Origin of the sequence: Flavobacterium sp. ov086 (genome assembly GCF_900187965.1) — a bacterium.
GTDB lineage: Bacteria > Bacteroidota > Bacteroidia > Flavobacteriales > Flavobacteriaceae > Flavobacterium.
In genome coordinates this window covers 242536-256940 of record NZ_FZNL01000001.1, presented here as the reverse complement: position 1 = coordinate 256940, position 14405 = coordinate 242536, and the positions used below count along the sequence as shown (strand labels likewise).

12 protein-coding genes and 1 tRNA gene are annotated in these 14405 nt (G+C 33.9%); 7 read left to right on the top strand and 6 right to left on the bottom strand.

Annotated elements, in window-relative coordinates; genetic code table 11:
• Positions 1-31: 31 nt before the first annotated feature.
• The 5 genes from CHB81_RS01145 to CHB81_RS01125 all read right to left on the bottom strand — a co-directional run bounded on the left by CHB81_RS01145 (position 32) and on the right by CHB81_RS01125 (position 6903).
• A complete protein-coding gene (locus CHB81_RS01145) occupies positions 32-472 on the bottom strand; it encodes a retropepsin-like aspartic protease (protein WP_089350050.1) in 441 nt (146 codons plus the stop codon).
• Entirely contained in the window at positions 424-3084 is a 2661-nt protein-coding gene (locus CHB81_RS01140; protein ID WP_089350049.1) for a CHAT domain-containing tetratricopeptide repeat protein, read from the bottom strand. The genes CHB81_RS01145 and CHB81_RS01140 overlap by 49 nt, the downstream gene beginning before the upstream one ends.
• Positions 3085-3230: 146 nt before the next feature.
• Positions 3231-5183 carry a PKD domain-containing protein gene (locus tag CHB81_RS01135; protein ID WP_089350048.1) on the bottom strand — a complete coding sequence of 651 codons (1953 nt, stop codon included), beginning with the start codon at positions 5181-5183 and terminating at the stop codon, positions 3231-3233.
• Between the two features lie 232 nt (positions 5184-5415).
• Positions 5416-6402, bottom strand: a complete 987-nt coding sequence (locus CHB81_RS01130; RefSeq protein WP_089350047.1) for a hypothetical protein — start codon at positions 6400-6402, stop codon at positions 5416-5418.
• A gap of 201 nt (positions 6403-6603) precedes the next feature.
• Positions 6604-6903, bottom strand: a complete 300-nt coding sequence (locus tag CHB81_RS01125) for a hypothetical protein (RefSeq protein WP_089350268.1) — start codon at positions 6901-6903, stop codon at positions 6604-6606.
• 248 nt (positions 6904-7151) lie between these two features.
• Here CHB81_RS01125 and CHB81_RS01120 point away from each other — a divergent pair, with 248 nt between their 5' ends.
• From CHB81_RS01120 to CHB81_RS01100, 5 genes are all read left to right on the top strand, one after another.
• Entirely contained in the window at positions 7152-7736 is a 585-nt protein-coding gene (locus CHB81_RS01120; RefSeq protein WP_089350046.1) for an RNA polymerase sigma factor, read from the top strand.
• A 2-nt stretch (positions 7737-7738) separates the two neighbouring features.
• Positions 7739-8464 carry a tetratricopeptide repeat protein gene (locus CHB81_RS01115; RefSeq protein WP_089350045.1) on the top strand — a complete coding sequence of 242 codons (726 nt, stop codon included), beginning with the start codon at positions 7739-7741 and terminating at the stop codon, positions 8462-8464.
• Positions 8465-8743: 279 nt separating this feature from the next.
• Positions 8744-9523 (top strand): TatD family hydrolase, encoded by a 780-nt coding sequence (locus CHB81_RS01110; RefSeq protein WP_089350044.1) that lies wholly within the window; start codon positions 8744-8746, stop codon positions 9521-9523.
• A gap of 63 nt (positions 9524-9586) precedes the next feature.
• A complete protein-coding gene (locus CHB81_RS01105; protein ID WP_089350043.1) occupies positions 9587-10723 on the top strand; it encodes a 1-acyl-sn-glycerol-3-phosphate acyltransferase in 1137 nt (378 codons plus the stop codon).
• Entirely contained in the window at positions 10713-11744 is a 1032-nt protein-coding gene (locus CHB81_RS01100) for an asparaginase (RefSeq protein WP_089350042.1), read from the top strand. The genes CHB81_RS01105 and CHB81_RS01100 overlap by 11 nt, the downstream gene beginning before the upstream one ends.
• Positions 11745-11863: 119 nt before the next feature.
• Here the strand turns inward: CHB81_RS01100 and CHB81_RS01095 are convergent, their stop codons facing one another.
• Complete coding sequence (locus CHB81_RS01095) at positions 11864-13096, bottom strand: MFS transporter (protein ID WP_089350041.1); 1233 nt, start codon at positions 13094-13096, stop codon at positions 11864-11866.
• Positions 13097-13187: 91 nt separating this feature from the next.
• Between CHB81_RS01095 and CHB81_RS01090 the strand changes: the two genes are divergently transcribed.
• On the top strand, positions 13188-14060 hold the full coding sequence (locus CHB81_RS01090) for a LysR substrate-binding domain-containing protein (RefSeq protein ID WP_089350040.1): 873 nt from the start codon (positions 13188-13190) through the stop codon (positions 14058-14060).
• Positions 14061-14278: 218 nt separating this feature from the next.
• Positions 14279-14365, top strand: a tRNA-Ser gene (locus CHB81_RS01085).
• Positions 14366-14405 lie beyond the last annotated feature (40 nt).

Sequence of the window (14405 nt, the reverse complement as noted above, 5' to 3'; positions counted from 1 at the left end):
CTTAATTACCAAATGTATATTGAATTTGTAATTATAATTTAAGATACAAATAATGATTATAATAATCTATAATTGCTTTCCCTTCAAGAAGAACATCGGCGCCAATAATACCATGAACAGGTTTTGCCTTAAAAGATTCTAAAGCTTCATTGACATGCGAAAGATCAAAAATCACGATACCAAAGTCCGTGTTTTTCCAACTTCCGAGTTCTAACTTATTATGTGCCGAAATCTGTGTTTTCATTCCGGTTCCGCCAGCGCCTGAAGCTTTGGTTTTTGATTTTTTTGCATTTAATTCAAAACGTTCAATGCTTTCAAATCCAACGCAGGAATTTGATGCTCCGGTATCCAGAATAAAGTTTCCCGAAATACCATTGATTTTGGCTTTTACTAAAAGGTGTTGCGTCTTGGTAACTTTGAATTTTATTTTTTTGTATTTCTCTTTTTTGAGAACCTCGTGAAGATTTTCCATTTCTGATAATGATTGAAAACCAAAAATAAACCAATTACAGTCAATAAACTAATGATGTAAAAGATATAATTTGTTGATTTCTCTTCTGCCGAAATAGATCCGTAATACACAAATGAACTCCAATAGTATGGCGATTTTTTGGCATTTGGAATCGATTTGTCGTTCAGGAAATCAAGTTTAGCATTGGCGTTCGCTTCAAAATAAGGAAGACCTTTTTTAATGTTTTTATAAAAATCATCCATAAATACAGATGTTGTGTAATCATTTACCTTCCATAACGAAAATAATAGATTCTGAGCTCCCGCAAACTGAAAACCTCTGGCAACGCTCATCGCACCTTCTGCTTTGTACAATTTTCCAATTCCGGTTTCGCAGGCACTTAAAACTACTAAATCAGGATTTATATTAAGATTATACAATTCTGAATATAAGATTTCCTGATCGTAAAACTTAATGCTTGCCGGAGTTTCAATATCTCCCGAAGAAGCGTGTGTGCTTAAATGCAAAATCGAATATTTGCTTGCATTATTTTTGAAATTACCAAAAGTTGCTTCTGAATTTTCTAAATATTTTCCTTTAAAGTTATTTCGGATCGATTCCAGTTCATTCTTAGAAAAACCCAATTCAAAAGGTGTTTTTTCGAAAATTGGAAAAACGCCCAAAACTGTTTTTTCTGATTTTGAATTAGGTTTAGAATTCAGATAAATATTAGCCGAAATATTATATCCAATCTTGAAATCATTCAATAAATAATGCATTTTGACAAAATTAGTTGTAGAAGATTCCTGCGTAATTAAAGCTTCAAAAGGCAGGAAATTCAAAATTCCATCCGGAACAATGATGAGGTTTTTATACACAGAATTATTTGGCAATTTTAAAATATCAAAAACTTCTTTACCACATTTATTATAGCCAGGAATATCATTTGTAATGGCATCAGCCGAATCAAAAAAATCGACAAACTGTGCAATTTTTGAAATTGATACGTGAGACGTATTAAGGCGATTTAAACTAATTAAGTTGTTTTGCAAAGTAAAGTAATATTGATTCTCAAATCCCATAAAATAAAAAACCATAATGGCTTTGTCATTTTTTAATTTTGAAAACAACACCTTTAAATCACATTTTTCGGGAATATAATCTTGATTTTGTGATTGAGTTTCCTTAAGTGCAAGCATTAATTTATTCTGCCATTTAATAAAAGCATTTATTTCTGAAATATCTGCCGAATTTCCTTTTTGCTGTTCTTTTAAAATCGCATTATTTACATTTTGAAGTTCAAGAAAAAGCTGTTGTTCTTCTGAAGTAGCATTTTTAATATTCAAGCGATAGCCTTTTAAAATTCCTGATTTTGTTTTTTCAGATAATTGAAAAGCAGTTTCCAAATAAGTAATTTTTCTTTCTTTGTTGTATAAACTTTCATAAATCGAAATGCATTTTTCAGTACGATTACGCGCCCGTAATTGTGCAATAATTTTTGAATTTTCGTAAACCAAAGAATTCATCAATAAGTCTTCAATGTAAAAAGAAAGTTCAAAAGCTGTGAGTGCATTTTTTGGTTTCTGAAGTCGCAGAATTTCTGCCTCTAAATCGAGCGCATCAACTAAAACCGTTTCCGCATACAATTGATTTTGGTTTGGAAGAATGTTTTTTGAATTATAATTCGGGATTAGAATTTTAAAAATGCCTTTTATTTGCTTTTCACTTTCATCATATTTTTGCTCATCAAAAAACAGTAAAGCTTTATCATAATAGAGTTTTGCCATTTTACGAGGTTGAAAGTTCGTTTCTGAAAGCAACTTTTCTGCTTTTACCAAATAAGAATTAGCAAGGTCAAATTTTTCTCTTTTGCGACTTAATGTTGCCAGATTACGATAACAATTTGATAAAGATTCGGATTGATCTTTTTCATTTTTCAAATATTGAACAGCCAATTCAAATGAAGTTTTGGCTTTTTCATAAATCTCCGGTCGCATCAAATTTCCTATTGAACTCAACAAATAATTATTCCCCAAATTATTCCATAAAATTCCCTTTTGAGAATTGGATAATTTCTCCGTTTTTAAAGTGCTTTCTAATAATTCAATTGCCAAAGAAACCTTGCCGGAACTTTGATATACATTCGAAAGATTAAGAATCGCAGCAAACTTTAGTTTCTGCGCTTCAGGATAATTTTTAGAAGTATTTACAATAAAAAAGTATTGCTTTATCGTATTTTCGGCATTGTCATAATCACCCAAAACAGTATATAAATTGCCTAAAGGTTTTAGGCAAAATTCAATAATATCGTAATTTGAAAGTTTCTTTTTTTGATAAATTTGCAAGGCTTTTTCGTAACTCGCAATTGCTTTGTCGGTTTGCCCGAATTGATTTTCATAATAAGCTTTATTGCAGTTTAAAACCACAATTGCCAATAGTTCATCTTTGGTTTTTGGTTTCGGATTTTTCCAAAAATCAGTTTCTGTACTCGTTAAATTTTGCAACGCTTTCGCTGAAGGATTCGCAACAAAAATATCAACTGCATTGTATATTCTATCTTCTTGAGATACCGATTTCTGTCCGAATGAAATCAGAGTGAAGAAGAAGAAAATGTAGCAATATAGTTTTATCATATTAAAGTTTTTTCTGCCACGAATTGCACGAATTTGCACGAATTATTTTTTAATTTAATTTGCACATTGTTTTGCGTCCTGTATTTGTGAAAGTTTGTGCAATTCGTGGCAAACTTTTTTCTTTGTGAATCTCTACGGTTTAAGTCCTAAAACTTCCAGATTCCGTAGAATTGGAAATAATTAAAATTCTGTTCAAAATTAATCACATAACGTGCGCCTAAACTTGGACCAATTCTGGCAAAACCAGCTGTTAAATCAAATAAAACTCCCGTTTTTAAATTACCAAATGAGTTTTTAACTGAGTTTGATTTTGTCTGGGTATCTATTAAAAACTGATCTGTTCCGCCTTCAAAACTTTCAATTTTTTTAGTTTGAGTTTGTTCAGATGAAACATCAAAATTCGCCTGAATTCCCGCGCCAATTCCTATATAAGTATTAATATTATATCGCAGTAAAACGGGAACTTCCCAGTTTACATTTTTATTTTCGATTGTTGTTGTAGTGCGTTGAAATTGTTTTACGCCATTTGGGCTTACCACGTTCTGACTAACTACAGTTGTGCCACTATCGTATTTGTTCAGCGCATTTAACCATTCGGCTTGCCAATAAAAACGATACGATTTAAAAGGCGAGATAGTTGCACCCACAAAATAACTCGTCGATTTTTCTAAATCAGGATATAGGTTATAACCTGCTTTTGCCCCAATCGAAATTCCGGGTAAGAATCGGGTAGTGGCATAATTGGTAATTATAGGTTCGTTTTTATCGAAAATAATGGCGGTTCGGCTTCTGGTTTTTACTTTATGAAAGTCTTCATTAAATTTCATGGAATATTTGACAAAACCTTTTGTGCTGTCTTTTTCGTGTACATTTTTTTGTTCGCTTCCGGGTAAGTAAATATTTTTGAAGGTAAAGAAAATCTGTTTTTGTTTGATAATCGTATCGAGACAACTTACGGTTGGTTCTTCGCCTTTTGGACAAATTGGACATTTGGGATACATATCTTCGATCTGAAATGTTTTTTTGTCAAACATATCCGGAATATCAGTTTCAAGCCTGATCATTCTTGCCGGACCTTCGCCATTGTTTTGGAAACGAGTTTTAAAATTCACTCTTTTAAAACGAACTAATCTATAATTGATAAAACTTCCGTTAGAGCCCATCTTATTAGGATCATGAGAAGTTACGATTTCCATTTCGAGATTTTTTATTTTGTGGTTTTTGTAACTTCTGTTTGGGACAAAAATACCACGCATTGTAACTGTTGCGCTGGTATCTTTGATCATTTCCGGAGTAGTTTTAAAAGTATAAAACACATTTCGGGTTTCGCTTGGATTTGCATCGTCAAATTCCAGAACTGATACATTATGATATAGCTTATTGGCTTCTAATAATGAAGCGTCAAGATCTTCTTCGGTAGTTGTGTTTCTGTATTTTTTGGTTTTGAAATTGTTTTCGGCAGAAGCCAAATAAGAGTTTGTGTCGTCTAAATCGTCTACAGAAGCGACGGTTTTTTCTTGTATTTCACGTTCATTTGCATAGGTTCTAAAATCGACTAATTCGAAGTTATTGCTTTTAAATTGTTTCTCATTATAAAAAAGATAGAGTTTTCCGCTTGCTACATAATTCTCCAGATTTTGATAACTTACTACGACTACCATTTCCTGATCCGGAATGGGATCGCAGTTTTTTAGGATCGCAAATCCATTTTGATCTTCGATTGATGCAATGTCTTTATAATTGGTGTCGGTAATGTCGTTTATGGCAACTTTTTTTGGCCGCGTTGCAGGAGGTTTTCCGTTGTCGTAATTGTTGGTTACGGCAAGTCTTGTGGTGTATGTTCCTTTGTTTTTATAGACATGTTTGGGTTCGGCTTCTTTACTGTAATGTCCGTCTCCAAGTTCCCATAAATAAGAATAACTTGGTTTTGGTGCACCCGCAATCGGAATTAATGGTGGAGTTTCCGGTTTATAAGTAACAACGTTTCCGTTTTGGATAAAACCAATATTGGCTCTTCGGGTTATGGTGTCTTTTACTTTGGTTTGTCCTATTGCGAAAATAGAAAATAGAAGAAAGAAGATAGATGATAGTGGTTTCATAACTAGAGGTTTTTTAGCCCTGATAGTAGTGGAAATCCTTTTTCTGTCCGCCGCGGCGGACAGAAAAGATTACTTCACTTAATTCATATTTAATCGGAGTTCAGTGAACTTCGTTTGCAACGAATAGCAGGATTAGCTTCTGAAAATCATCAGAATTAATTTGAAAACTGGATTAAATGTAAAAAAAAGTGATGAGCAAATCACCACTTTTTCTTAAAAAGTATTTTGTAAGTTACTGAATAGCATTGATTGCTGCTACCAGTTGAGCTTCTGTGCCGACTGTTGTTTCGGCAAGTGTAAAGGTGTAAACATCGTTGGCCGCAACGGTTACAGCTTTAATTGCATAGCGCCATTGTCCATTATCTTCGGTTACAAAAATCACGTGACAAGCTAAACCAATCGGGATTTGACCGTAGTGTTCGCTGAATAATCCAGCAGGCGTATAAGTGTCGAGTTTAGCAAGTGCATTTGTTCCTTCACCATCGTATGATAGGTAAACAGCGCTATTGTTGTTGTCGTAACCATCAGGAGCATCCACAAGAAGCGTTGTTTTTGGTCTTGGATCACTGTAAAAACGGTCCACATTTGTCCATCCAAAGTTTCCAAACGTTACATAATAATTAGTTCCTTCGCCTTGAACGCCTCCTTTTCCTCCGGCACCGTCAGCGTTTGGTTTAGGCTGTTCCCAGGCAAGATCGCCTCTGTCGTTAATTACTCCATTCCATAAAGTCATTGTATTGTCTACACCATCTGTTAAAGCTGCAGGAACTACCATGGTCATGTAGCAGGATGTTTTAAGTTCAATTCCGCCTTGCGTGGCTTTGATAAAGAATTCTCCGCCAGAAATTAGTAAGTTTTTCTTTCCGTCAGGCGTGATTCCCATTGTTGGTTTGTCGGTAATCAACATATTTCCTTTGTCAAAAAGTTCGATGTATTCGATATCAACAGCTCCGGTTACGGCAACTCCGTTTTTGGTTAAACAATCTCCGGGAATGTTCAGTTTAACTCCTTTTGCAGATGTTATCGTTACAACACCAGTTCCGGCTGTAATGGTAAAGTTTTGGGTGTTTTTCTTAACTCCTTTTGAGCTGATGCTTTTAAATGCTGCTGCGGTTGGAGGCAAAACAAGATTGTTGTCACCTTCGTCGCTTGTACTGCAACTTGCAAAAGTGATCACTAATAAAAATAAAAGTCCGATTTTCTTAAAGTGTGTGTTCATGATTTCTAGTTTTTATAAATCTGTCCTGATTAGTATCAAGTGGTTTTTCAGATTTGGTTGTTAATTATATTTATGTTGTTATATCAATTAAGGTTTGATATTGTTACCCTTGTTTTTGCAATTATTTTTTTGAACGTGTTTTATAATGCTATATCAACTTGCTTATAAAATTGTTACCCCTGATTTTTATTTTTTTTTAATTTATGCTGAAAGGCATTTGTCTTCAAACAAGTTTCCGTCTTCGTCTACGGCAACAAGAATGTTTTTTTTCCGCGAAAGCGTAACGATTAAATAAACCCAAACAATTGCCCAAAGCCCAAAGGTGATGCAGGTAAGAAAGAGATGAAGGAAATGGTTAATGGATTTTTTTTCTTTGGATAAAACCACATAAGGCAGCTTCTCATTGTGCTCAATAATTACAAAACCATTGCGTTTTTTTGCTGCAATCATTTCGTTAAATTGATCTAAGGTTTTCTCGTTTGTAAATTGATACGTTTCCATTTCTCTTAATTTTAATTGTTCAGAAAGATTTTTTGCCACTAATTGCACTAATTAGCGCGAATTATTAAATCAAGAATCAGTGCCAATCTGTTTAATCCGTCTAACCCGTGTGCTCTTTTCTTTTGCACTTTTACTAATGCTAAAAGACTTTTGTAACGTTATATCAACTTGATTGTATAATTGTTACCCCATTGTTTAAAATTTATTTCAGATTCTTTTTCTTAAATTAGCTAACAAAATGTTTTTTTATGAGTCAAACTAAAATTCATCCTGATCAAATGTATATTGAAGGACTTGCCGCAAATGACTCGGCAATCATTCAGACGATTTACAAAAAGTTTGTTCCTAAGGTCGTTATGTTCATTATGAACAACTCTGGCGACAAAGAACATGCGCAGGATGTGGTTCAGGAAGTCATGATTTTACTTTTTAATCAGGCCAAAGCCAATACACTACAATTAACTTGTCCGTTTGATGCTTACTTTTTTCTATTGTGTAAAAGAAAATGGCTCAACGAATTGAAAAAAACATCAAATAAAGGGGTAACAATAAATGAAGATGCGGTATCTATGAATGAATCTGCACTGGAATTAATTGGGCAAACAGAAGAATTTGACGAAAAACAACAGCTTTTTGATACGATGTTCCAGAAATTGGGCGATAAATGTCAGGAATTGTTGAAGTTGAGTTTTACCATTAAATCAATGGAAGAAGTTGCCGAAAAACTAAACGTAACGTACGGCTATGTCCGCAAGAAAAAATCGTTATGCGTTGGTCAATTAACACAGTGGATTCAGGAAGCCAAAAATTTTAAATCTCTAAAAAATAATTAGTCATGAACGAAGAACGCTACATATTATTCGATCAATATCTTCAAGGCGAACTAACGGTTGATGAAAGAAATAGTTTTGAAAACCAACTGACTCAAGATCCCGGAATGGCAGCGGAATTTGAGACTTTCAAGAATCTGCATGTTCAACTGGAAAATAAATTTGTACATGAAGAAGAAAGAGAAGCGTTTAAAGCAAATTTGAAAACCATTTCAGACAAACATTTCAACACCACTAAACCAAAAGTTATAGGCTTAAATGCCTGGTATTTTGCTGCTGCGGCTTCTGTAATAATCTTATTTGGATTGTTCTTTTTTAATTACAATCAGAATCCAAATTTTGAAGATTATAATCATCCGGAACAAGCTTCTTTTACTGAGCGAGGAGAAGAACAGGAAAATTTGCAACAAGCACAAATTGCCTTTAATGAAAGACAATATGCAGAAGCAATTCCGTTTTTTGAAGCAATTTTAAAAGAAAAGAAAACACCCGAAGTTCAATATTTTTACGGCGTTTCTTTATTAGAAGAAAGCCAGTATAAAAAAGCTGAAACGGTTTTTAACGAATTAATATCCGGAAGTTCTGTCTATAAAGACAAAGCCAAATGGAATCTTGCTTTATCTAAATTAAAGCAAAAAGATTATAAAGGATGTAAAGAAATCTTGGGGACTATATCTGAAGATTATGAAAACTACGATGATGTTCAGGATCTTCTGGACGAGTTAGATTAGATATATTCGTAGAGATATATAAAGAATTACACAAAGATTCGCAGAGTTTTAAAAGCTTTGCGAATTTTTTTATGCGTATTCAAACCCGACAGGTTTTAAAAACCTGTCGGGTTTACGGTGTGTAATCTTTACGGGACTTCGACTACGCTTAGTCTGACAAAAAATCCGTTTTCATCCACGTTTTTACGAAGTGAATCCGTACCATCCGCGTGCCATTTTTTTCAAATTGGGAAAGTTTTTAATATTATCGTAATTTTGACCCTTTAAAAATTACAAAAATTGAATTCAACACCTATAATTACCGACACGCACACACATTTATATTCAGAAGAATTTGACCAGGATCGTGACGAAATGATGCAAAGAGCCATAAATGCCGGAGTAACACGTTTTTTTATTCCTGCAATTGATGCCGCTGCAACACAATCAATGTACGATTTAGAACAAAATTATCCTGATTATGTATTTTTGATGATGGGTTTACATCCCACTTACGTGAAAGATAATTACGAAGAAGAGTTGAAACATGTAGAAACTGAATTGGCAAAACGAAAGTTTTATGCCGTTGGCGAAATCGGAATTGATTTGTATTGGGATAAAACCCATCTTAAAGAACAGCAAATTGCTTTTAAGAGACAAATTCAGTTGGCAAAACAATACAAATTGCCAATCGTGATTCATTGTCGCGAGGCGTTTGACGAAATTTTTGAAGTTCTGGAAGAAGAGAAATCAGATGATTTGTTTGGAATTTTTCATTGTTTTTCGGGAACACATGAGCAGGCACTTCAGGCGATTTCTTACAATATGAAGTTAGGAATTGGTGGAGTAGTGACGTTTAAAAACGGAAAAATTGATCAGTTTTTAAATCAAATCGATCTAAAACATATTGTTTTGGAGACAGATTCTCCTTATTTAGCACCAATTCCGTATCGTGGTAAACGCAATGAAAGCAGTTATTTAGTAAATGTTATTAGCAAATTAGCCGATATTTATGACGTTTCTGAAGAGGAAATAACGACAATTACGACACAAAATTCAAAAGACGTTTTTGGGATTTAACCCATACCTTACAATACTTTGATTTTTTTTTTGTTCATTTGCCCACTAAAATAGATATTTATAATGCAGAAATTTGATGCCATTCGACCGTTTTATGATTCCGAAATAAATGAAGCACTTCATGATGTTGTTAATCATCCGATGATGAAAACCATGATGAACTTTACTTTTCCGGAAGTAGAAGATGAGGTTTGGAAAGAGCAACTTAAGAAAACACATTCGATTCGTGATTTTCAATGCAACTTTATTTATAATACTATACAAAGGGTTTTAGAAAAAAGCTCTGAAGGACTTACAACTTCGGGATTTGATAAACTGGAAAAAAACACTTCTTATTTGTTTATCTCCAATCACAGAGATATTCTTTTAGATACAACTTTACTAAATGTTTGTTTGTTCGAACATGGTTTAGTTATGACAGCATCTGCAATTGGTGATAATTTAGTTAAAAAAGCATTCCTGAGCACATTGGCAAAGCTAAATAGAAACTTTTTGGTTCTAAGAGGTTTAACACCAAGAGAAATGTTACAAAGTTCGAAATTGCTTGCTGAATATATGGGGCAATTATTGCTTCGCGAAAATCGTTCGGTTTGGATTGCTCAAAGAGAAGGACGTACTAAAGACGGAAATGACGAAACCAATCCAGGCGTTTTAAAAATGATCGGAATGGGTTCTGATGAGCCAAATTTGATGGATTATTTTAAGAAATTAAAGATCGTTCCGGTTTCAATTTCATACGAGTATGATCCTACAGATGTTTTAAAAATGCCACAATTAATGGCAGAAGCAAACAACGAAGTTTACGTAAAAGATAAAAACGAAGATTTCATGACCATCATAAGTGGTATCATGGGAACTAAAAAGAGAATACACATTTCGGTTGGAGATGTTCTGGATACCGAAATTGATCAGATTGTTGCCGAAAATGACAATGCCAACAAACAAGTTCAGGCTCTGGCACAAGTAATCGACGATTCGATTTTGAAGAATTACCAATTATGGCCAACTAATTTTATTGCATACGACATCTTAAACGAAACAGATCGATTCGCTCATTTGTATAAAGAAAATGAGAAATCATTGTTTGAACGCCGTTTAGAAATGCGTATCGGAAGTGATAATCCAGTTACAAGACAAGGATTTCTATGTATGTATGCAAATCCAGTTGTCAATAAATTAAAATACCAAGATGTCATCTAAAGCTAAAATATTGCTGATTTATACCGGTGGAACCATTGGTATGAGTAAGGATTTTGAAACAGGCGCACTCAAAGCGTTCAACTTTAGTAAATTATTGCAAAAAATCCCTGAGATTAAGCAACTAGATTGTGAGATCGAATCGGTTTCGTTCGAAAACCCAATCGATTCTTCAAACATGAATCCTGAAGAATGGACAAAAATTGCCACAATCATTGAAGAAAACTACGCTGCTTACGACGGATTTGTAGTGCTTCATGGTTCAGATACGATGTCATATTCGGCTTCGGCATTGAGTTTTATGTTAGAGAATTTATCCAAACCAGTTGTGTTTACAGGTTCTCAATTGCCTATTGGTGATTTACGTACCGATGCTAAAGAAAACCTGATTACAGCAATTCAGATTGCTTCATTGCAGGAAAATGGAAAACCGGTAATCACCGAAGTTTGTTTGTATTTTGAATATAAATTGTACCGAGGAAATAGAACTTCAAAAGTAAATGCCGAGCATTTTAAAGCATTTACGGCACCAAATTATCCTGAATTGGTAGAATCCGGAGTTCATCTTACCTTAAACAGACATTTATTTCTTCCTGTAAATACAGATGCAAAACTGATCGTTCATAAAAACTTAGACAATCATGTTGCCATCATAAAAATGTTTCCGGGAATGAGCGAAATTGTTTTATCGTCAATTCTGGCAATTAAAGATTTAAGAGGAATTGTATTAGAAACTTACGGTTCTGGAAATGCACCAACAGAAGATTGGTTTTTGAATTTAATTCAGAAAGCAATTCAGTCTGGTTTACATATTGTAAATGTAACACAATGCTCCGGCGGAAGTGTCAATATGGGACAATACGAAACCAGTACAGCTTTAAAATCCTTGGGAGTTATCTCAGGAAAAGATATTACTACAGAAGCCGCAATTACAAAACTTATGTATTTGTTGGGTCACAATATTCCTCAAACAGAATTTAAAAATGTTTTTGAAACTGCTTTACGCGGGGAGATTTCACTTTAATCTTTTCACCATATAAGTGATATAAGTTCATATTAAAAAGGCAAAAACGACTAGTTTTATCATCCTTCGTTCAGGATGACAAGATTGTGGATGATTGGAATTTGGAATTTTAATTTTTCTTAATCTTTATAACGAACTTCACAAGTTCCAAACTCTTCCTGAGAACTGCGATTTTTGTAATACACATAAACAATTACCGAAATAATACAAATAACACCTTGAATTGCCACAGTTTCTCGGGTTCCTATAATGTGAGAAACATAACCGATAATCAAACTTCCCACAGGAATCATTCCCTGATATGCCATCAAATAATAACTAATACTTCTGGAACGCATTTTTACAGTACTTTGCGTCTGAACGTAAATGTTTATCGATGAGGTTTGTGCCATCATTCCCACACCGCTCAAAGCCATACAAATAAGTGCTACAGTCAAACTATTAGAGTAAGCAAGTATGATAATGCTAAAACCTAATAATAAACTCGCAGAAATCATTATTTTGCCCATATTGTCGGCTTTTTTAAGATTAGCAAGATAAATAGCAGATAGAATTGAACCAATTCCGGCGGCACTTTCGAACCAGCTAAAAGTCTGAGCGTTTCCGCTAAAGATATCTTTGGCAAAAACCGGCATTAAAGTATTAAAAGAGATTACGAATAAACTGCTGCACATAAGCATTAAAAGCATTTTCGCCATTTCGGTTTCTTTTTTCACATAATCCAAACCTTCAAGAAAATCGTCTAGCATTTTCATTTTGTCGGTTGCTTTAATATGCGGTGTAATTTTCATCATCAATAAAGAAATCAAAACCGGAATATAACTTAAGAAGTTTCCAATAAAACAAATGTCTTCGCCATATTGATGTAAAATGATTCCTGCCAAAGCGGGTCCGGCAATTCGGGCAAAATTATTTAAGGTTGAGTTTAGGGCAACTGCATTTGGTAAATCCTCCTTATTATCGACAATATCAATCATCATAGTTTGACGGCAAGTCATATCAAAAGAGTTTATAATTCCCTGAAAAAGACTTAATGCCAGAATATAGTTGATGTTGTAAATTTTTAAGTAAATCAATAAAGCCAAAGCTCCGGCTTGAAGCATCGCCAAAGATTGTAATAATATCATGGCTTTGTGTCTGTCATAACGTCCAATAATACTTCCGGCCAAAGGAGCCAGAAATAAAGACGGAATCATACTTAAAAATGTGGCTAAGCCAAGTAAGAAAACAGAACCCGTAACGCTGTAAACCATCCAACTCACAGCTGTTTTTTGAAGCCAGGTTCCAATTACTGAAACAGATTGTCCGTAAAAGAATAACTTGAAGTTTTTTGATTTTAACGCTTTAAACATGATGCCTGATATTTTTTTACAAAGTTCGGGATTATGATTTCATTAGAAAAATTAATAATTTTACTTATAATGAGTAGTAAAACTTATCGATATGGAAATTTATCAATTAGAATATTTTATCAAAACAGCTGAGGTCCTTCATTTTACTAAAGCTGCCGAATTGTGTTTTGTAACGCAATCCGGGCTATCGCAGCAAATAAAAAAACTAGAAGAAGAACTCGGAATGCCTTTGTTTATCAGGATTGGCAAGAAAGTTCAGCTTACAGAAGCTGGATCTGTTTTTTTGATTCATGCCAAACAAGTCATCGAAAATGTTCAGAGTGGGAAACAAGCCATTGAGGATTTGAACGAAATGATTGGTGGAGAATTACGAATAGGCGTAACTTATATTTTCGGACTTTTGGTTTTGCCAATTGTCAATTTGTTCGCAAAAAGATATCCGAATCTAAAAATTGTCGTAGAATATGGCTCAACAGAACCTTTAGAACATAAATTATTAAATAACGAATTAGATTTGGTTTTGGTAATTTCTTCTAAAGAAATAAAAGAAACCATTCAGAAAATCCCATTATTTACTTCAAATCTGGTTATGGCAGTTGCAAAAACACATCCATTAGCGGTTTTAGATAAAATTTCCTTTAGAAAAATAGGAGAACATCCGCTTGTTTTGCCTGTAAGAGGATTTAGTTCGAGGGAATTCTTAGATGAATTGTTCTTGAAAAATAATATGAAACCAAAAGTTTCAATAGAATTAAACGCCGTTCACGCTCTTTTGCAATTGGTAGAAGAAAGTGATTGGGTTACAATTGTAACCGAGAAAGCTTTAAAAGGCTGGGATAATTTGAAAGCAATAGCCATTACAGGAGTTCCCACACAAAGAGAATCGTTTATGTTAACGATTGAAGGGGCGTATCAAAAAAAGGCTGTAAAACTGTTTATGGAAGAATTTAGAAAAAGTATGTAAACTAGTGGTAGCAGAATTAAATGAAAAAAGTTGGCCACGAATGTCACGAATTTACTCGAATTATAATTATCTATATTTTTACGCTTGCAAAAATTAGTGCAAATTAGTGGAATTCGTGGCGAAAGATCAAAATACTCAAGAGAATGAAAAGTCTTCTAAACTATTGTTGATTTTGTTTTTCTAACTCAATTTTTTTTGTGTTATTTGCAAACCAAATTAGAGAGGTGTCCGAGTGGTTTAAGGAGCTAGCCTGGAAAGCTAGTATATGGGCAACTGTATCGAGGGTTCGAATCCCTTCCTCTCTGCAAATTTCAACTTAAATAATACCAAACCCCGGAATCTGTA

What these genes read in the sequence shown, in the direction of transcription:
- CHB81_RS01145 (WP_089350050.1), bottom strand. Translation starts at nt 472, where the DNA reads ATGGAAAATCTTCACGAGGTTCTCAAAAAAGAGAAATACAAAAAAATA.
- CHB81_RS01140 (WP_089350049.1), bottom strand. Translation starts at nt 3,084, where the DNA reads ATGATAAAACTATATTGCTACATTTTCTTCTTCTTCACTCTGATTTCA.
- CHB81_RS01135 (WP_089350048.1), bottom strand. Translation starts at nt 5,183, where the DNA reads ATGAAACCACTATCATCTATCTTCTTTCTTCTATTTTCTATTTTCGCA.
- CHB81_RS01130 (WP_089350047.1), bottom strand. Translation starts at nt 6,402, where the DNA reads ATGAACACACACTTTAAGAAAATCGGACTTTTATTTTTATTAGTGATC.
- CHB81_RS01125 (WP_089350268.1), bottom strand. Translation starts at nt 6,903, where the DNA reads ATGGAAACGTATCAATTTACAAACGAGAAAACCTTAGATCAATTTAAC.
- CHB81_RS01120 (WP_089350046.1), top strand. Translation starts at nt 7,152, where the DNA reads ATGAGTCAAACTAAAATTCATCCTGATCAAATGTATATTGAAGGACTT.
- CHB81_RS01115 (WP_089350045.1), top strand. Translation starts at nt 7,739, where the DNA reads ATGAACGAAGAACGCTACATATTATTCGATCAATATCTTCAAGGCGAA.
- CHB81_RS01105 (WP_089350043.1), top strand. Translation starts at nt 9,587, where the DNA reads ATGCAGAAATTTGATGCCATTCGACCGTTTTATGATTCCGAAATAAAT.
- CHB81_RS01100 (WP_089350042.1), top strand. Translation starts at nt 10,713, where the DNA reads ATGTCATCTAAAGCTAAAATATTGCTGATTTATACCGGTGGAACCATT.
- CHB81_RS01095 (WP_089350041.1), bottom strand. Translation starts at nt 13,096, where the DNA reads ATGTTTAAAGCGTTAAAATCAAAAAACTTCAAGTTATTCTTTTACGGA.
- CHB81_RS01090 (WP_089350040.1), top strand. Translation starts at nt 13,188, where the DNA reads ATGGAAATTTATCAATTAGAATATTTTATCAAAACAGCTGAGGTCCTT.